The sequence below is a fragment of the Vibrio sp. TAP-3B genome (assembly GCF_057784735.1).
Map to the genome: position 1 here is coordinate 1,759,372 of NZ_CM173495.1, position 18,836 is coordinate 1,778,207.

Sequence of the window (18,836 nt, forward strand, 5' to 3'; positions counted from 1 at the left end):
CTTATTTTGCCCCAAAATACCAAGGTTTTTGCTTTCTTCTGCCCGGTTAATTAAACGAGGTACCGACGATCAAATACACGGCATCCATATTCTGCTCAGTACGCCCATACGCCAACATAATGGGCCCGATTGGTGAATCGACCCCAAAGAAAACGGCTCCCGCATTGTACAACGGCGCTTCATTTACCTTTAGGTCATTATCCGACCACACACCACCATGTTCGAGTGACGCACCTAAATACACAGGTGCTTCAAATAACCCAAAATCATTGTCGAACCATTTATAGCGATAGACTAAACTGCTATAAAATAGGTTTTGCCCAATCAAACTGTTTCTCGGAATACCAGATAAGTTCAGAAAGCCGCCCAACTCTCTTGGGTCTAAGGGAAGCGATGAGTTTTTACTTTCCACAAAACTGTACTCTGCCTGTCCGACTAAAGTATGACGCTGATGACTCACCGCGCCTTTAAATCGCGCCGAGATCTCATACACAGTATCTTCTTCGTTTCCTCTCGCATCTATCACACTATCACCCGTCGGGCTTTTGTCATGAGAGACAAGGTACTCCAAATCAACCAATAGACCACGAGTTGGGAAAGCAAAGTCATCAAGTGTATCTAATCGATAACTGGCAAAAAGACCGCGTCGATCAAAATCCAACGTCCCCGCTGAAGCTAATGTCGAGAGTTCAATGTCGCCCGTTGAGTAACGCCCTCCCAATCGAAGCTCCTGCCATAATGTCGGCTGAAGCCCCACCGCAAGCTCGACAGTAAAGTCACTGTAAGAGACGGGAAAGAAGTCATTGACTGAATTCAAATCTGTATTTTGAAGATCGTTGAGTGGCAGGTTTCGACCTTCGTTGCTATAAGCGACTCGACCGGAAACAAAAAGCTCTTGGCTAGACAGCACCGGGGAATAGAGTTCGGCCCCAATTAATTTATCCGTCCCCATTTCTACATTCAGCGTAAGCTCAGCGCCATGAGAGTTCAAGTTCGTAAAGTTGGTAGACAAGCCGATGCCGTATTGGCTGTCGTTATCAAAGTCATCTTCAAGAAAAAATCGAAAGTTGAGATAGTTTGGCCCCCAAGACTTTTCATTGACTTTAAACACCAGCAACGTTGCACCATCGACCTCCTCAAAGTGGTAGGTAATCAATTCAAATCGATCAAGCGCATAGAGATTTTCCACCGCTTTTTCAATTTCTGCAGTCGGAATACGGCGCCCGGTTTCCAATTGAAGACGGTTAGTAAGCAGTAGATCACTGTAGTGGGTATTGTTGACAATCATGATGTCATCAACCACGCGGTTATCGCCATACACAAGCGTTTTACGCACCGCTTGTTTATGGTCGATGTACTTTTGATATTCAGCGCTCGATAAACTCAACCCATTCAGTTTCGACTTAAGCTGCTTGGTAATATCGTAACCGGACTGAAAAGCCCAAGGCATTTTATCAAACTCCACGGTTTCCATGCTGCCGACATTAGGTCGAATGTAAACATCTTGCGGCTCAAGTGCTTCTACCTGCTGCTGAGTACTACGACGTACAAGGTAGTTGGAAAGCTGATCGGCGACGGTAAACAGGCCGGTAAATTCGTCTTCGGTTTTGTAGTCAGTGCTGATATCAACTGCGATAACCACATCCGCCCCCATCGCACGAGCCACATCTACGGGCATGTTATTGACCACACCACCATCAACAAGCATATGACCGTTGAGTTTATAAGGAGGAAGAGCGCCAGGAACCGACATGCTCGCCATCATGGCATCCACTAAATAGCCGTTACCGAGAACCACTTCTTCTAAAGCGAGAATATCGGTAGCAACAGAGCGATAAGGAATAGCTAGTTCATCAAATGAATCAAAACGGCCTAAGTTACCCGTGGTTTCTCGTAACACACGTAGCATATTTTGACCTTGCACCACGCCCGTAGGCGCACGAATTTCGCTAAACCTTACGCCTAGGTCGGTGGTGATTTGATAACGGTCTTCATATTCTTTGTCACGAACACGACGCTGACTACGATCGACACGATCTCGATAGCCACTGTTCCAGTCAACGGTGTAGATAAAACTTTCAATCTCATCAGCACTCATGCCTGTGGCGTACAACCCACCAACGTAAGCGCCCATGCTTGTACCTGTGACGATGTCCACTGGAATCTGCATCTCTTCCAGTGCTTTTAAAACCCCGATGTGCGCGGCCCCTTTTGCTCCACCACCAGCAAGAACGACCGCCACTTTAGGACGCGACCCAGAATCATGACTTGTCGCCAGAACACAGGAAGGATTCATGCTCAAAAAGAAACTCATCCAGAGCGCGAAATAGCGAGTTAATGAGCTTGATAACGACTTTTTGAACATTCACTTCTTCCTTTACTGAATACCTAAATATATGAACTCTAATGATGTTAGTAATATTGCACTACTAGCCGCCCCTAATATGTACTAATAATTGACCAGTGAGACAAGTTAATGTTAACAATTTGGCGACACTACCAATCAAATAAACTATTCAACCAATTCGATTTTTTCTCACACTGCTGTTTGATCTGCCCCGTTTTATCCCAAATTGGCAGCTTATAATCACTACGACAATTCATTTGCAAGCTACCACCGGACATCGGTTTAAAGCCCAAAGTCGTGATTTCTCTTGGCCACGGGAGCACTAAGCGCTCAGGAATGCGTTGCTTTAAATATTCCGCATACACTCGTAATGCACCGCTCGAACCGGTGAGGTTGACGGGTTTATTATCATCACGACCAAGCCAAATAGTGGTCACTTCACGGCCATCGATGCCAACAAACCAACTGTCTCGGTTATCGTTACTGGTACCGGTTTTCCCAGCCAGCGCCGCCCAAGCAAATTGGTGTTGTAAGAATCGGCCTGTGCCCTGCGCCACTCCCTGCTTCATCGCGTAGGTGGTTAACCAAGCTGCCTGCTCATCCACAGATCTTGATGAACGAGGCAAGGATTGATACAGCACATTTCCTTGCATATCTATCACCGATCGAAGTGCGGTTAATTTCGCCCGCTTACCTGAGTTCGTCAGCGTTTGATACATCTGGGCGACTTCAAAAGGCGTTAATGAAAAAGCGCCCAAAAACATAGAAGGAACAGGGCGTATTTCATCTTTATCGACCCCCAAACGCGCCAACGTTTCAGACACTTCAGGGATACCTAACTCCATCCCCAAGCGCACCGTCGGTACGTTTAGCGACTTCGCTAATGCAAGGTACAGTGGCACATCACCACGGAATTTGCGATCATAATTACGCGGTGTCCAAACCGTACCTTCATTACTTTTTAAGCTTAATGGCGTGTCGTGTAAGGTCGTCCCTAAGTGGTATTTATCCGGTTGCTCTAAAGCAGTCAGATAAATGGCTGGTTTCACCAAAGAGCCGATTGGGCGACTGGCATTGAGTGCACGGTTGAACCCTTCGTAGCCGACTCGTTTACCGCCGACCATCGCGCGGATCTCACCACTGTGACGATCAACCGCTACCGCCGCCGCTTCCAACTCTTTGCCACCTCGTTTTGCGAGCTGTGGGATCTGTTTCGCCACCGCCTCTTCCATCTTGCTTTGCGACACAGGATCGAGAGACGTAAACACACGTAGTCCCGTTTCTGCCTTGAATTGCTGACCAACTTTCTCTTTCAACTCAATGCTCAGCTGTTCGAAGTAAGCTGGCTGACGGCTGGCAATGCGCGGCTTGCTTTGAGTATCAAGCGGGCGACTGGCCGCTTGTTCATATTGTTGAGATGTCAGTATGTTTTGCTGCATCAACAAACGTAACACCAGATCACGACGCTCTTTGGTGCGGTCAGGGTAACGAATTGGGTTGTAGTAAGACGGCCCTTTGACCATACCGACCAACATCGCCAGTTGGTCAATACGCAGCTCTTGGATCGGTTGCCCAAAGTAGTAGCGTGATGCCAACCCAAACCCATGAATCGCTTCACCGCCGTTTTGGCCTAAGTACACCTCATTCAAGTACGCCTCTAGGATACGATCTTTGCTATAGCGATAATCCAAAATTAACGCAATATAAGCCTCTCGTATTTTGCGCCATAAGGTTTTATCACGGGTTAAAAACAGGTTTTTTGCCAACTGCTGAGTTAAGGTGCTGCCACCTTGAACCGTGCGACCCGCCTTAATATTCGCCACCAATGCCCGTGCGATGGCCAATGGAGAAACGCCATCATGTTGATAGAAATCTCGATCTTCAGTCGCAAGCAGCGCATCGACTAGAATTTCTGGGAACTGATCTCGGCGAAGGAATAAGCGCTGTTCATCTTGGCCTTTCTCTAACATCCCCAACATTTTCGGTTCGAGACGCAAATAACCGAGCTCACCACGAGACTCTAGAGACTGAATCCGGTGCAGCCCTGAGTCTGAAAAATGCAGCATCACATGGCGATCAGGCTCAGGTCCGTCCGTAAACTCAAACGGACGACGAATCAACTCAATACGAGTTGTAGAAGAAGAATATTCACCTGGATAACGAGGTTGGCTCACCTTGCGGTAATGTAATACATCAAGCTCATTGCGGAGCTCTTGAATGGTAATGTTATCACCAGGGCTTAGGTTCAAAATACGGGCGTATACTACCGTTGGCAACTCAAACAGTTGGCCGTCGAAGCGCTCTTTCACCACACTGTGTAAATAGATACCGACAAACAGTAATACAGCAGCAAGCGCAACACCGGCTTTCCAGCTCAATGACCACAAAATTTTGAGCCAAGAGCGTTTCTCGTTGGTGGGCTTCTTACTCGGCGTACGTCGAGTTCGTTTTGTCGGCCCTTTCTTGGTTGTACTCTTCTTCGCTGGCGCTTTTTTCGCGCTAGGCTTTTTACTGTTAGTCATTATTCAATTGTCTTTTTGTTTTCGTGGTTGCTGTATGATTGGCAGGATCATCAGGCCATACGTGCTTCGGATAACGTCCTTTCATCTCTTTTTGCACTTCTTTGTAGCTCCCCCGCCAAAAGGCGGCGAGATCCGACGTCATCTGAAGTGGGCGCTGTGCAGGAGAAAGTAACTCCAAGATTAAGCGCTTTCGTCCAAGTGCCAATGTAGGTGATGAACTTTCACCAAACACCTCTTGCATGCGCACCGACAGCACCGGGTCATGTCCATACTGATAACGGATACGCTTCTTCGTTCCCGTCGATAATTGGTAATGCTCGGGCAACCATTGATCGAGGTTCTGGTTGAGCGGCCATCCTAAACGAGCATTTAGCGCTTCAACTATATTAATGTTATGTAACTCTTTTACCGATGAGGCCGAAACCATATACGGCTCCAACCACTCCTCCAACGAATCGAGCAACTCAGAGTTTTCAAAGCTCGGCCATGGTTGTTCAGGGAGCCATTCCACTGCACAGCGAATTCGTTCTAAAAGACGTTCTGATGCGGGTGTCCAGTTTAGACTTTGCAAGCCCTGACGACGAACATAAGTGAGTAAAGCTTGTGTCATTTTTTCTTGACTCGGGCTCGGCAATCCCTCTCGCTCAATCACTAACTGACCGAGCTTTGTTTGGTGTTCAGCGACTAAACGCCCTCTTTTTTCGTCCCAATCCACCACTTCTTCAGATGAAAATAGCGAGTCAAAAGTTGCTCGCAACATATTGACGTTCAATTCACACGCCAAATGTATTTGGCTCGAATTAGAGCGTGAACGCATTAAATCAACCGCCACCAAATACTCACAGTTGCCCAACATTTCTTCCGGACGACATTCCGCACCGTGACCATTCGCCAACGTAAATCGACCGAATTGATTCGCTCGTTGTTGTGCGATGCGATCGGGAAACGCCAAACTTAACACCAGCGGTAATGCTTGTTCATCCACGCCTTTCAGGTCAAATACCGTATCCAATTTGTACGCAAGAGATTGAGCACGCTTGAACAGCTGCGACTTTTTAGGGTGAACACCGACCATCCAGCGATGCAGGCTATGAGCAATACTCGTCACGTTACGCTCAGGCTCTTCAATAAGGGCGACCGCGGCCAAAGCCGTATTTAACATCTTGTCACTGTAGGATTGCGATTGGATTAACATCGCCGCGGCTCTGGGTTCCACACCAAGTTGCTGCGCTTGTTTACCCTCGGAGGTCAATTGACCTTGAACCGTCAACAGACCGAGTGATGTCAATAATTGTTTCGCTTGCTTTAAAGCAGCACAAGAAGGCATATCAAGCCATTTTAGTTCGCGGATATCGTGAGCGCCCCAAAAGGCGAGTTCCATAACTAAACTGGCCAAATCGGAATGAAGCATTTCCGGCTGAGAGACTTGAGGCTGCTGCTTAAACTGGCTTTCAGAATAAAGGCGTACACAGACTCCCTCTTCTGTCCGTCCGGCTCGTCCTGCGCGCTGAATCGCGGAAGATTGCGCAATGCGAACTTGCTCTAAGCGCGTCAATCCATTTTTCAAATCAAAACGCGCGATACGTTCTAATCCGGAATCAACAACAAGACGGATCCCTTCGATCGTTAATGAAGTTTCGGCGATGTTCGTCGCCAATACCACCTTTCGCTTTCCCTGTTCTGCAGGCGCAATCGCTTTTTGCTGATCAGCGAAATTCAGTTGACCATAAAGTGGACACACCTCAATATCATCCGCCAACAGCGATAGCCGTTCTTCGACTTGGTTAATCGCTGCCACTCCGGGCAGAAAAGCCAATAAAGAGCCTGACTCTTCATTCATCAGGTTTTGAATCGTTTTCGCCATCCTCGCCGGTAGATGGTCATTTATCCCTAAAGGCATATAACGCGTTTCTACCGCAAAACTGCGCCCCTTTGATTCAATGTAACTTGCTTCCGGTAATAACGATTGTAAGGCACCTTGATCTAACGTTGCCGACATTACCACCAACTTGAGATCGTCACGCAACGCTTCTTGCACCTCTAAACTAAAAGCTAAAGCCGTATCGGCATGAATGCTGCGTTCGTGGAACTCGTCAAAGATCAGTAAATCAACCCCATCCAGCTCAGGATCATTTTGAATCATGCGTGTCATGACCCCTTCCGTGACAATCTCCAGCTGCGTTGCTGAGCCTACCTTTGTCTCGCCGCGAACACGATAACCAACGCGCTGACCAACCTTTTCTCCTAACTGCTTGGCAAGGTAACGGGCAATATTACGCGCGGCTAATCGCCTTGGTTCAAGCATGATAATTTTTCCAGAGACGGACTGGGTTAGAAGTAATTGCAACGGAAAATAAGTCGACTTACCCGCACCAGGTGCCGCTTTTAAGATCACTTGATGTTGATGTTTAACCGCCGTCAACAGCTGAGGCATCACGGCTTCAATCGGCAATTGTGACAAAGGAAATACCTTGTGGTGTAATGTTGGCAACATTGTACATAAAAAATTCTCGTCTAAATAAATAAACACATGCATTTCGAACCCGCTTTAGAGTCCGCTACTCTACTCAAACGCTATAAACGATTCCTTGCCGACATCAAACTCGACACTGGTGAAATCCGCACGATCCATTGCGCGAACACAGGCGCAATGACAGGTTGTGCCACGCCGGGCAACAAAGTTTGGTATTCCACTTCCGATAATCCAAAACGTAAATACCCAAATAGCTGGGAGCTCAGTGAAACGCCAGAGGGGCACAGGATTTGTATTAATACTGCTCGAGCGAATCAATTGGCGGTTGAAGCTATCGAAAACAAGGTCATTTCAGAGCTTTGTGGTTATGACACACTTCAAACAGAAGTGAAATACGGAAATGAAAATAGCCGAATTGATATCTTGCTCTGCGCAAGCGACAAACCGAAGTGCTATATAGAAGTGAAAAGTGTCACACTTCTTGATGAGGCAGGATCAACTGGACAAGGATACTTCCCTGATGCAGTCACGACTCGAGGACAAAAGCATCTGAGAGAGCTCACAGAAATGGCACAAAATGGAAGTAGAGCCATACTTTTATTCACTGTTTTACATTCAGGTATTGAAAAAGTATCCGCGGCACGCCATATAGACGCGAAATATTCACTATTACTCAAACAAGCACAAGACGCTGGAGTGGAAGTTCTCTGCTACAAAGCTGAACTGAGCAATACTGGAATGCAGCTGATTTCCACTATTGATTTTATCAATTAAGAGAAAAAATGATGTTGTCTTCACATTGACGATAACTTTGCGATTCAGTATTTGCTTGCACCGCCTCTTTTTGCTATAGATACCCGCCTTAAATTGACTGCGGAGCAGTTGACTAGGTGTAAGTAGGAGATGCTGTATGCCAGAATCAAAGAAAAAAACGATAGGCATCCTAGCCATTGCAGGCGTGGAGCCATATCAGGAAAAACCTGGTGAAGAATACATGTCACCAGAGCAGGTTGAACACTTTACGAAAATCTTATCTGCTTGGCGTGACCAACTAAGAGCTGAAGTGAATCGTACTGTTCACCACATGCAAGACGAAGCAGCAAACTTCCCAGATCCAGTTGACCGCGCCTCTCAAGAGGAAGAGTTCAGCGTAGAACTGCGTAACCGTGACCGTGAACGCCGTTTGATCAAGAAGATTGAAAAGACTTTGGACAAAATCAAAGAAGACGATTTCGGCTTCTGTGAATCTTGTGGTGTAGAGATTGGCGTTCGCCGTCTTGAAGCACGTCCAACCGCTGATCTTTGTATTGACTGTAAAACACTTGCAGAAATCAAAGAGAAGCAGATGCAAGGTTAATCAACCAAGCATTTTTTGATTATTGAAGGGAGCTCTGGCTCCCTTTTTGTTTTGGCAACATCTCACTGAACACTTTATCGTGGATACCATCTACGTTCGAGCTATCTCATTTGCATAAGCAAGTACTTATTTAGATTGATATAATTTATTTTTGATTAGGTAAGCCTATTTTTTTAGAGGCACACGCATGACACGCTATGTTGGCCGATTCGCCCCATCTCCTTCTGGGCCACTACATTTTGGTTCCTTAGTTGCCGCTCTTGGTAGTTACTTCCAAGCGAAAGCAAATCATGGCAAATGGTTGGTCCGCATTGAAGATCTCGATCCACCGAGAGAAATGCCAGGGGCGGCGCAAATCATCCTTGATGCTCTCCAAGCGTACCAACTGCATTGGGACGACGAAGTGGTTTATCAGAGTCAACGTCATGACTTCTACCAAGCACAAGTTGATGCTTGGTTAACAAATAGGGATGCCTACTATTGTCAATGTACTCGCAAGCAAATAAGAGAGCATGGCGGCTTTTATTCTGGTATTTGTCGAGATAAAAACTTGAAAGACGGCGCAATTCGCCTAAAAATGACCAAGCCCATTGAACACTTTTTCGACCAAAAGCGTGGAACGATTACGATTCCTGAGCAATTAGCTAATGAAGATTTCATTATTAAACGTCGAGATGGGTTATTTGCGTATAATCTTGCGGTAGTATTAGACGACATCAACCAAGGTATTACCGAAGTCGTTCGAGGGGCAGATTTAATTGAACCCACTGGACGCCAAATCAGCTTATACCAAATCCTTGGACAGCCAGAGGTTCGCTACTTGCATTTACCACTGGCGATGGACAATAACGGCAATAAACTATCGAAACAAAATCACGCGACGGCCATTGATATAGACAACCCGAGGCCAACTCTGTTGCGCGCTATGACATTTTTAGGGTTTGATATCCCTGAAGATATAAAAGCCGCCAACATCGAAGAAATTCTTCGTTGGGGCTGCAAAAACTGGCGCTTGGAACAGCTTCCAGCAGAGAACGAGATCACACTGTGATTCTCAAATGGCACTGTGTAGGCTATCATTAGCCGCAAAATCAGCCTTAGGGCACAGATACTCAACCAAAGCAAGATTGGATTAAACCCAGTTATTGCCAGATGCACATGAATACAAACGACTATACTCCAAGCGAACCTGCCACTATTCCAGAGCTCGCTCTCAATGTAATAACTCGTGAAGAGCACAACATTTCGCGTAAACAGATCAGTGATAATGCACTGAAGGTACTGTACCGCCTAAATGGTGCTGGTTTCGACGCTTTTCTTGTGGGTGGCGGGGTTCGAGACTTGTTGCTTGGACAGAAACCAAAAGACTTTGACATTGCGACTAACGCAACACCGGAACAAATCAAACAGCTATTTAGAAACTGCCGTTTGATTGGTCGCCGCTTTCGCTTGGCCCATATTATGTTTGGCCGGGACATCATTGAAGTTGCGACTTTCCGTGGTCACCACCAAGAACAAAAGAACAAGAGCACTTCTCAGCAATCGAAAGAAGGTATGCTGCTGCGCGACAACGTGTACGGCACGGTTGATGAAGATGCTGAGCGCCGTGACTTCACGATCAACTCGATGTACTACAACATCGCGGACTATTCTATTCACGACTACGCTCGTGGTATCGAAGATCTCGAAGACCGCCTCATTCGTTTGATTGGCGAGCCAGAGACTCGTTACCGTGAAGATCCCGTGCGCATGCTGCGTGCCATTCGTTTCGCTGTGAAACTCGACTTCGATATTGAAGAAGATACTGCCGCGCCCATTGAAGACATGGCTCCGTTGCTGCGTGAGATCCCCTCCGCTCGTCTCTTTGAAGAGTCGTTAAAACTGTTGCAATCAGGTCATGGTTTAGAAACCTACCACCTGCTGCGCGAATACAACCTATTCCAACAGCTTTTCCCGACGATTGCCGAACACTTCACCGAAGATTACTCATCACGCACTGAGCAAATGTTGGATCTGGTGCTGGACTCCACCGACATGCGCATCGAAGATGGCAAACGCATCAATCCTGCCTTCATGTTTGCAGCGATGTTGTGGTATCCACTGTGCGCCAAAGCCGACAAACTCATGGAAGAGCTGAATCTAGACCATTACGACGCCGTTATGGAAGCGAGCAACATTATTCTCGACGAGCAAGTCCGTACGATTGCCATTCCACGACGTCATACCGCGACCATTCGCGAGATTTGGCAACTACAATTACGTCTTCCTCGACGCAATGGCAAGCGTGCATCTCGTCTTATGGAGCTGAATAAATTCAGAGCAGGCTATGATTTTCTTGAAATGCGCGGTGAAATTGAAGGCGATGAAACTCAGCAGCTTGCTAAGTGGTGGGAAACTTTCCAAAATGCCGGCCGAGAAATGCGTCAAGCGATGACAGCCGATTTAGACAGTCAAGCCCCTAAATCAGGGCAACGCCGTCGTAAAAACTACCGCAAGAAAAAAAGTAAGCCTAAATCGTGATCACTGCGTATATTGCGGTAGGCAGTAACTTGGCTGATCCTGTCAGCCAAGCGAAACATGCAATTGAATCACTAAAAGCACTGCCTAAATCAGAATTTATTCAAGCTTCTTCGCTTTACAGCAGCGCACCGATGGGACCACAGGATCAACCAGATTACATCAATGCGGTTGTGGCGATTAACACCAGTTTGACGCCGATTGAGTTACTCGATTGCACTCAAGCTATTGAGCAAGAACAGGGGCGTGTCCGTAAAGACGAACGTTGGGGACCCAGAACGTTGGACCTCGACATTGTGCTTTATGGTAATGAGGTGATTCATTCCGCAAGGCTTACTGTTCCTCATTATGGAATGAAAGAGCGTGAATTCGTACTCTACCCTCTTGCGGAAATTGCACCAAGTTTACAACTCCCTGATGGGACCGAGGTCTCTTCTCTACTCAAACAAGTAGATAGAAATGGCCTCAGTATTTGGCTGCCATAGCCAACTCCTAGTAAGGATAAAACCATGAAAAAAATCACCATCAACGACCTCATCAAGTGGAAACAAGAAGGTCGTAAATTTGCTACTTCGACCGCTTACGATGCGAGCTTTGCCCAACTTTTTGAAAGCCAAGAAATGCCAGTCCTTCTTGTCGGCGATTCATTAGGTATGGTTTTGCAAGGCCACAACGATACGCTTCCCGTCACGGTAGAAGATATCGCTTACCACACTCGCTGCGTACGCGCTGGCAGTCCAAATTGTTTACTGATGGCAGACATGCCATTCATGAGCTATGCCACGCCAGAACAAGCTTGCGAAAATGCGGCGACACTGATGCGTGCTGGTGCCAATATGGTCAAAATTGAAGGTGGGGACTGGTTAGTTGATACCGTGAAAATGTTGACTCAACGTGCCGTTCCTGTTTGTGCTCACCTTGGCTTAACCCCTCAATCCGTTAACATTTTCGGTGGTTATAAAGTACAAGGCCGCGATCAAGAAAATGCGGATCGCATGATCAAAGACGCCCTCGCACTGCAAGAAGCCGGGGCTCAAATTGTACTATTAGAATGTGTCCCTGCAGAATTGGCACAACGCATTACCCAAGTGCTCGACGTGCCAGTTATCGGTATTGGTGCAGGCAACGTTACTGACGGTCAAATTCTTGTGATGCATGACATGTTTGGCATTTCGGCTAACTACATGCCTAAATTCTCCAAAAACTTTCTTGCGGAAACCGGTGATATGCGCAAAGCCGTTGCAAAATATAAAGAAGATGTTGCAAAGGGTGTATTCCCAGACGACGCTCATACCATTGCCTAGAGGATAAATGCATGCAAACTTTTGCGGAAATCTCAGCAATTCGTGAACAAATCAAAACCTATAAACGTGAAGGGCGTAAAGTCGCGTTTGTCCCAACCATGGGCAACCTTCATGAAGGTCACTTAACATTAGTTCGTCAAGCACGCGAATACGCTGATATCGTTGTTGTAAGCATCTTTGTTAACCCGATGCAGTTTGACCGTGCAGACGATTTAACTAACTACCCACGTACACTTGAAGAAGATTTAAGCAAGCTCACGGCGGAAGGGGTGGATGTGGTATTCACGCCGACACCAGAAGTTATCTATCCCGACGGGCTTGATAAACAGACTTCGGTTGATGTTCCCGGCCTTTCGAGCATTTTAGAAGGCGCTTCTCGCCCAGGACACTTCCGTGGTGTGACTACCATCGTGAATAAGCTATTTAACATCGTACAACCGGATGTGGCCTGTTTCGGTGAAAAAGACTTTCAACAACTTGCTGTTATCCGCAAGATGGTCATTGATCTCGCAATGGATATTGAAATCATCGGTGTTCCAACCGTGCGTGAAATGGATGGACTGGCAATGAGTTCACGTAATAGTCTGCTAACGCTGGATGAACGTCAGCGTGCGCCTGTATTGGCTCGCACTATGCGTTGGATTAGCAGCACTATTCGTGGCGGCCGTGACGACTATGCCTCGATTATTGAAGATGCGAGCGACCAACTTCGCGCCGCTGGCTTACACCCTGATGAAATATTCATCCGAGATGCTCGTACGTTACAATCCATCACTGCCGACACAACACAAGCGGTGATCTTGATGTCTGCATTCTTGGGTAAAGCGCGTCTTATCGATAACCAAACGGTCGATATGGTTGTCGAAGCGAAAGAAGTAAAGGATGAAGTGGTATCTAACGATGCCAACTCAGAAGATGCCGAGTAAGCATTGCTTTGAACTTCACGAACATAAAAAAGGTCGACTCACTGTCGACCTTTTTTGTATTTCATGACGATGTTTAACTTACGAGCGTAAGCCAATCCCCTTCGTAACTAAGTAATGCGCAACCGCGTATAACGCGATGACGAATATCGCCAAGACACTAAATGAAGTGACGATTCCAACATCAGACACCCCTAAGAAACCGTAGCGGAACGCATTCACCATATAAACGATCGGGTTAATTTTAGACACTCCTTGCCAAAACTCAGGCAACAGACTAATCGAATAAAATACCCCGCCTAAATAGGTCAGCGGCGTCAAAATAAACGTTGGAATAATAGAGATATCATCAAATGTTTTCGCGTATACCGCATTGATCAACCCGCCAAGCGCAAACACGACCGACGTCATGAATACCGTTGCGACAATAATGCCCCAGTGCTCCACTTGCAGGTCAACAAACAGTAAAGAAACACAAGTGACAATCGCGCCGACCAGTAAGCCTCTTGTCACTCCACCCATCACGTAGCCCCAAATGATCACGTAATTAGGCACCGGAGCGACCAATAACTCTTCGATGTTTTTCTGCAGTTTCGCGCTAAAAAACGATGAGGCGACATTGGAATAGGAGTTGGTGATCACTGACATCATGATCAAACCAGGGACGATATATTCCATATAACTAAAGCCGCTCATTTCACCGATACGTGAACCGATCAAGTTTCCGAAAATGATGAAGTACAACGTCATTGTAATCGCAGGTGGCACTAAGGTTTGTACCCAAATTCGCGTAAAACGTGTGATCTCTTTACTCAGCAAACTGCGAAATGCCGTCCAATATAATCCGTACATTTACTTGCTCCCCCCTCTGACAATGCTGACAAATAACTCTTCAAGTCGGTTGGCTTTGTTACGCATTGACAGTACTTTAATGCCATGCTCGGTTAACTGGCTGAACACGGCATTCAAACCTTGGCTTTTATCCAGTTCAATCTCTAATGAGCCGTTAACGATATGCTGTTGACTCACGCCGTCAAGCACTGGAACTTCGCTATCGGATTCAATATCCAAAATAAAAGTTTCCACACTTAACTTGCCTAACAGTGCCTTCATCGTGGTATTTTCGATCAGCTCACCACGATGAATAATGCCAATATTGCGACACAACATCTCCGCTTCTTCTAGATAGTGCGTGGTCAAAATAATGGTAATACCCAACTCTTGATTGATCTCTTTTAAGAAGTCCCACATAGAGCGGCGCAATTCAATATCGACCCCGGCGGTTGGTTCATCAAGGATCAACAGTTGCGGTTCATGCATCAATGCTCGAGCGATCATCAAACGGCGCTTCATACCGCCAGACAAGTTACGGGCGCGTTCTTTACGCTTTTCCCACAACTCTAACTTCTTCAAATATTTCTCTGCGCGCGCTTTCGCTAACACTTTAGACACGCCATAGTAACCGGCTTGCTGTATCACGATTTGCTCAACGGTTTCGAATTGGTTGAAGTTGAACTCTTGTGGTACCAGACCTAAGTTCTGTTTTGCCAGTTCCAGATCAGTATCAATGTCGTAACCGAAAACTTTTGTCGTTCCGGACGTTTTATTCACCAAAGAAGAGATGATGCCGATAGTGGTTGATTTTCCTGCACCATTTGGACCCAGAAGCGCGTAGAAATCCCCTTTTTTAACTTGAAGAGTAATACCTTTTAACGCCTCAAAGCCGCCTGCATACGTCTTGCGTAGCTGTTCAATTTCTAATGCGTACATAGCGTAGTAGTTGCCATTGGTTTGTGATGACTAATACCGATGAAACATTTATCTGCGATTTAATACTAGAAACGTCATGGGTATTGTACTGAAGATACATCAGTTTATCGTTGAATAACGATGATTACAATTAAACCCTTCCATAATAATGGAAGTATCACCCCTACCCACTTTAGGGTTATGAAAATGACCTTCTCATATTACAAAATAAAAACGCAGCAGGAAGCTCCCCCCGCTGCGTTGTCAATTAACCCAATGACTACGCCGTAATGCGGTGATATTGATCGGCCTCTACATGTGCGACTGTGGCATTTAAAGCTTCATAACGGAACTGATACAAATTGGCATCAGGCACAAGGTCAATAACGTGAAATTTCTCTAATTGCTCTCGCGTTTGCTGGTTTGGACATAATAGATATACGGCACAATGCGCATCCAAAGCATCTTTAATCGCATTTTCCAGAGCCAAACCCACGGTGACATCAATCATTGGCACATCGGTAAGATCGAGGATCATCACATCGTAGTCAGAAATACTGGAGTGCTGACGAGAAATCGCTTTGGATACACTGAAGATCATGGGTCCAGACAGATAGAAGAACAGTACTTTACCGTTAGCGCGCTCCAATAACTCCCGCTCACTGTCTGTCAACGGCACATCGTCTTCATCCGCATCACTGATCGCTTTCACTTGACGAGCCTGTTCTCGGCTCAAGCGTTCAATGATAATAATATTAGAAATGAACACTCCTAACCCAACCGCCACGATCAGATCCACAAACACCGTTAACAGCATCACGCCGTACATCACCGCCATCCCCGAAAAGCTCACTTTATGGGCACGCTGAATAAAGCTCCAATCCAGAATATTAAAGCCAACATACACCGCAATCCCTGCCAGTACCGCCATTGGGATGGGCTCAGTTAACCCACCAGCAACAAGCACCACCAATGCCAGCATAAGCGCACGGATCACACCAGATAAGGGCGAACGGGCACCAACTTGAATATTGGTGACAGTGCCCATGGTTGCACCTGCGCCAGGCAAAGCACCAAACAAACCAGAGATCATGTTCGCTAACCCCTGACCTCGAAGTTCCTTATCTGAGTCATGTTCTTTACGCGTCAACGAATCCCCAATCACGGCAGTTAACAATGTGTCGATACAACCTAGCGTACCTAAGACTAACGCATCAATAACCATTTCGACGAACATCTCAGGGTTAATGTGTGGCGCGATAAGAGAAGGCAACCCTGCAGGAATTTCACCGATGCGGCGGATAGCTTCAGTATCAAAAAAAATCATCGACAACACAGTCACGGTAACTAAAGCCACCAGCTGCGCTGGGACATATTTCCGATATTGCTTCGGGAAGAAAAAAAGGATGCCTAAAGTCAGCAAGCCCAAAAACAATTCACTGAACTTGAGGTGAGAAATGGTCTCTGGTAAGGAAGAGAGCGTTCCGAGCACACCACCAGCAGGAGCGGCATGTCCCATCAATGGCGATAACTGTAGAATAATCAGGATAACGCCTATTCCCGACATAAAGCCAGAAATCACGCTATAAGGCATCAGTGTCACGTATTTACCAAGTTTTAAAGTCCCCAGTAAGATCTGAAACGCCCCTGCCATCATCACCACGGTAAACGTCATGGCCATCCCCGTTTCCGGATACTTGGTCATCATACTGGTCAAAACTGCGGTCATGATTACCGTCATCGGTCCGGTTGGCTCTGATATCAGCGTATTCGAGCCACCGAACAACGAGGCAAATAAGCCCACCATAATGGCGCCCCAAAGACCGGCTTCTGCCCCTGCACCAGAGGCAACACCGAACGCTAACGCCAAAGGAAGAGAGATTATCGCCGTGGTTACCCCGCCAAATACATCTCCTTTGAAATTGATATCTTCAAAACGACTACCGAACACTGCTTAGTTCCCTGCTGTAAATAAAAAAAGAAAATAGTATTACTCTAACGAGACATATCAAAAATAAAACCATAAATACGTTACGGCTATATTTTGTCAAAAAATAACTCGGCTCAATTGTACGGATTTATTCGCTGGAACAAGTCAGATGAGTCCAGTCTGATAAAGAATTAACGAGATCGAAATTGTAACATTGTGTATAGTTACAACTCTGATCGCTTGCTATATTCACATGGCCGTCAGTGCTTTTATATTTTAAAGGAAGTAGTTTGCAAGATGCCGGAAATTAAACAGTTATTTGAAAACAATTCAAAATGGTCAGAAGAGATCAAATCTGGTCGACCTGAATATTTCGCTAAACTCGCAGAGGGTCAAAAACCCGATTTTCTTTGGATTGGCTGTTCTGATAGTCGCGTACCTGCAGAACGATTAACCGGGCTATACTCCGGTGAACTATTCGTTCACCGTAATGTTGCAAACCAAGTCATCCACACCGACCTAAATTGCCTCTCGGTAGTTCAATATGCGGTCGACGTTCTTAAAGTCAAACACATTATTGTGTGTGGCCACTATGGTTGTGGTGGTGTCAATGCGGCCATAGATAATCCTCAATTAGGCCTTATTAACAACTGGTTGCTCCATATTAGGGATATCTATTTCAAGCACCGCTCTTATCTAGAGCAGATGCCAGAACACGATCGTGCGGATAAATTAGGCGAACTTAATGTTGCAGAACAAGTGTATAACCTAGGCAACTCGACCATCATGCAAAACGCTTGGCAGCGCGGCCAAGATGTAGAAGTACATGGCGTGGTCTATGGTATTGAAGATGGACGTTTGGAATACTTGGGCATTCGTTCAAACTCGCAAGCAACCGTTGAAGCTTCTTACCAGAAAGCCCTTTCGATGATTTTAAATCCGGACAACGAACTGCTGTGTCGTTAAGCAACCAAACTCAATAAAAAAACGCCCAGGCTTTTGGGCGTTTTTTATATTTGATAATTGTTTTCACGACCCTTGATTACTCTTGAGGGATAACTTTACCGATGTACGGTAGGTGACGGTATTTCTGGGCGTAATCGATACCCACACCAACAACAAATTCATCTGGAATTTCGAAACCGATCCAGTCGACAGGGACATTCACTTCACGACGAGACGGTTTGTCCAACAGCGTACAGATTGCAATAGATTTCGGCTCTCGCAAAGATAAGATTTCACGGATTTTATTCAACGTGTTACCAGTATCAATAATGTCCTCAACGAGCAGAACGTCTTTGCCTTTGATATCGTCATCTAAATCTTTCAAGATACGCACATCACGCGAGCTTGTCATCGTGTTGCCATAGCTAGACGCCGTCATAAAATCAACTTGGTGAGTCAGTTCGATAGCACGTGCTAAATCGGCCATAAATACAAAGGAACCACGCAATAGACCTACCAAAACAAGATCTTCACTACCTTGATAACGCTCTGTAATTTGTTTGCCTAATTCACGAATTCGCTCCTGAACTTCTTGCTCAGAAATCATGACTTCTATTGTATGTTTCATACTGTGCTCAATCTAATTTGTGGGTTGAGGTAAGTCGCACGCAAACGATCACCTAATCTTACGGCGTGTAGTGTATCACCCCGCTGATTGGGTTGAAAGTCGCATCCCATCACCAAAAACTCTTGAAAGAAAGGCTTAGTT

At 46.1% G+C, this 18,836-nt stretch carries 15 protein-coding genes; 8 read left to right on the plus strand and 7 right to left on the minus strand.

From position 1 onward, the window contains the following. Window positions 1-46 precede the first annotated feature (46 nt). The 3 genes from AC3D28_RS08210 to hrpB all read right to left on the minus strand — a co-directional run bounded on the left by AC3D28_RS08210 (window position 47) and on the right by hrpB (window position 7,330). Window positions 47-2,365: a patatin-like phospholipase family protein gene (locus tag AC3D28_RS08210; RefSeq protein ID WP_488534495.1), complete on the minus strand. Its 2,319-nt coding sequence runs from the start codon at window positions 2,363-2,365 to the stop codon at window positions 47-49. 131 nt (window positions 2,366-2,496) lie between these two features. Beyond that, window positions 2,497-4,869, minus strand: coding sequence for a penicillin-binding protein 1B (gene mrcB, locus AC3D28_RS08215; protein ID WP_488534496.1), 2,373 nt, complete (start codon window positions 4,867-4,869; stop codon window positions 2,497-2,499). Next, window positions 4,862-7,330, minus strand: coding sequence for an ATP-dependent helicase HrpB (gene hrpB / locus AC3D28_RS08220; RefSeq protein WP_488534497.1), 2,469 nt, complete (start codon window positions 7,328-7,330; stop codon window positions 4,862-4,864). Before hrpB ends, mrcB begins: the two co-directional genes overlap by 8 nt. Window positions 7,331-7,399: 69 nt before the next feature. On the opposite strand from hrpB, the gene sfsA reads away from it, so the two are divergent. The 7 genes from sfsA (at window position 7,400) to panC (ending at window position 13,446) form a co-directional block, all read left to right on the plus strand. Continuing rightward, the gene (sfsA, locus tag AC3D28_RS08225) at window positions 7,400-8,116 is read left to right on the plus strand and encodes a DNA/RNA nuclease SfsA (RefSeq protein WP_098414859.1); all 717 of its coding nucleotides are present in this window, start codon (window positions 7,400-7,402) and stop codon (window positions 8,114-8,116) included. A gap of 136 nt (window positions 8,117-8,252) precedes the next feature. Beyond that, window positions 8,253-8,699, plus strand: coding sequence for an RNA polymerase-binding protein DksA (gene dksA / locus AC3D28_RS08230; protein ID WP_098414858.1), 447 nt, complete (start codon window positions 8,253-8,255; stop codon window positions 8,697-8,699). Between the two features lie 187 nt (window positions 8,700-8,886). Then, window positions 8,887-9,750, plus strand: a complete 864-nt coding sequence (gene gluQRS, locus AC3D28_RS08235) for a tRNA glutamyl-Q(34) synthetase GluQRS (protein ID WP_488534498.1) — start codon at window positions 8,887-8,889, stop codon at window positions 9,748-9,750. Between the two features lie 101 nt (window positions 9,751-9,851). Then, window positions 9,852-11,219, plus strand: coding sequence for a polynucleotide adenylyltransferase PcnB (gene pcnB, locus AC3D28_RS08240; protein WP_488534499.1), 1,368 nt, complete (start codon window positions 9,852-9,854; stop codon window positions 11,217-11,219). Further along, window positions 11,216-11,701: a 2-amino-4-hydroxy-6-hydroxymethyldihydropteridine diphosphokinase gene (gene folK / locus AC3D28_RS08245; RefSeq protein ID WP_488534500.1), complete on the plus strand. Its 486-nt coding sequence runs from the start codon at window positions 11,216-11,218 to the stop codon at window positions 11,699-11,701. The genes pcnB and folK overlap by 4 nt, the downstream gene beginning before the upstream one ends. 24 nt (window positions 11,702-11,725) lie before the next feature. Next, entirely contained in the window at window positions 11,726-12,520 is a 795-nt protein-coding gene (gene panB, locus AC3D28_RS08250; RefSeq protein WP_488534501.1) for a 3-methyl-2-oxobutanoate hydroxymethyltransferase, read from the plus strand. An 11-nt stretch (window positions 12,521-12,531) separates the two neighbouring features. Beyond that, the gene (panC, locus tag AC3D28_RS08255; RefSeq protein WP_488534502.1) at window positions 12,532-13,446 is read left to right on the plus strand and encodes a pantoate--beta-alanine ligase; all 915 of its coding nucleotides are present in this window, start codon (window positions 12,532-12,534) and stop codon (window positions 13,444-13,446) included. A 78-nt stretch (window positions 13,447-13,524) separates the two neighbouring features. On the opposite strand, the gene AC3D28_RS08260 is transcribed toward panC, so the two are convergent. The 3 genes from AC3D28_RS08260 to AC3D28_RS08270 all read right to left on the minus strand — a co-directional run bounded on the left by AC3D28_RS08260 (window position 13,525) and on the right by AC3D28_RS08270 (window position 17,143). After that, the gene (locus AC3D28_RS08260; protein ID WP_098414853.1) at window positions 13,525-14,295 is read right to left on the minus strand and encodes an ABC transporter permease; all 771 of its coding nucleotides are present in this window, start codon (window positions 14,293-14,295) and stop codon (window positions 13,525-13,527) included. Then, window positions 14,296-15,213 carry an ABC transporter ATP-binding protein gene (locus tag AC3D28_RS08265; protein ID WP_098414852.1) on the minus strand — a complete coding sequence of 306 codons (918 nt, stop codon included), beginning with the start codon at window positions 15,211-15,213 and terminating at the stop codon, window positions 14,296-14,298. A gap of 259 nt (window positions 15,214-15,472) precedes the next feature. After that, window positions 15,473-17,143: a SulP family inorganic anion transporter gene (locus AC3D28_RS08270; protein WP_488534503.1), complete on the minus strand. Its 1,671-nt coding sequence runs from the start codon at window positions 17,141-17,143 to the stop codon at window positions 15,473-15,475. 276 nt (window positions 17,144-17,419) lie between these two features. Here AC3D28_RS08270 and can point away from each other — a divergent pair, with 276 nt between their 5' ends. Continuing rightward, window positions 17,420-18,088 (plus strand): carbonate dehydratase, encoded by a 669-nt coding sequence (gene can / locus AC3D28_RS08275; RefSeq protein WP_098414850.1) that lies wholly within the window; start codon window positions 17,420-17,422, stop codon window positions 18,086-18,088. A gap of 76 nt (window positions 18,089-18,164) precedes the next feature. Here can and hpt read toward each other — a convergent pair whose 3' ends face one another. Further along, the gene (gene hpt / locus AC3D28_RS08280) at window positions 18,165-18,695 is read right to left on the minus strand and encodes a hypoxanthine phosphoribosyltransferase (RefSeq protein ID WP_098414849.1); all 531 of its coding nucleotides are present in this window, start codon (window positions 18,693-18,695) and stop codon (window positions 18,165-18,167) included. Window positions 18,696-18,836 lie beyond the last annotated feature (141 nt).

Excerpts from the sequence above, each read along its gene's own strand:
- sfsA (WP_098414859.1), top strand. The coding sequence starts at position 7,400 with ATGCATTTCGAACCCGCTTTAGAGTCCGCTACTCTACTCAAACGCTAT.
- AC3D28_RS08260 (WP_098414853.1), bottom strand. The coding sequence starts at position 14,295 with ATGTACGGATTATATTGGACGGCATTTCGCAGTTTGCTGAGTAAAGAG.
- AC3D28_RS08265 (WP_098414852.1), bottom strand. The coding sequence starts at position 15,213 with ATGTACGCATTAGAAATTGAACAGCTACGCAAGACGTATGCAGGCGGC.
- panC (WP_488534502.1), top strand. The coding sequence starts at position 12,532 with ATGCAAACTTTTGCGGAAATCTCAGCAATTCGTGAACAAATCAAAACC.
- hpt (WP_098414849.1), bottom strand. The coding sequence starts at position 18,695 with ATGAAACATACAATAGAAGTCATGATTTCTGAGCAAGAAGTTCAGGAG.
- gluQRS (WP_488534498.1), top strand. The coding sequence starts at position 8,887 with ATGACACGCTATGTTGGCCGATTCGCCCCATCTCCTTCTGGGCCACTA.
- panB (WP_488534501.1), top strand. The coding sequence starts at position 11,726 with ATGAAAAAAATCACCATCAACGACCTCATCAAGTGGAAACAAGAAGGT.
- pcnB (WP_488534499.1), top strand. The coding sequence starts at position 9,852 with ATGCACATGAATACAAACGACTATACTCCAAGCGAACCTGCCACTATT.
- mrcB (WP_488534496.1), bottom strand. The coding sequence starts at position 4,869 with ATGACTAACAGTAAAAAGCCTAGCGCGAAAAAAGCGCCAGCGAAGAAG.
- can (WP_098414850.1), top strand. The coding sequence starts at position 17,420 with ATGCCGGAAATTAAACAGTTATTTGAAAACAATTCAAAATGGTCAGAA.
- AC3D28_RS08210 (WP_488534495.1), bottom strand. The coding sequence starts at position 2,365 with ATGTTCAAAAAGTCGTTATCAAGCTCATTAACTCGCTATTTCGCGCTC.
- dksA (WP_098414858.1), top strand. The coding sequence starts at position 8,253 with ATGCCAGAATCAAAGAAAAAAACGATAGGCATCCTAGCCATTGCAGGC.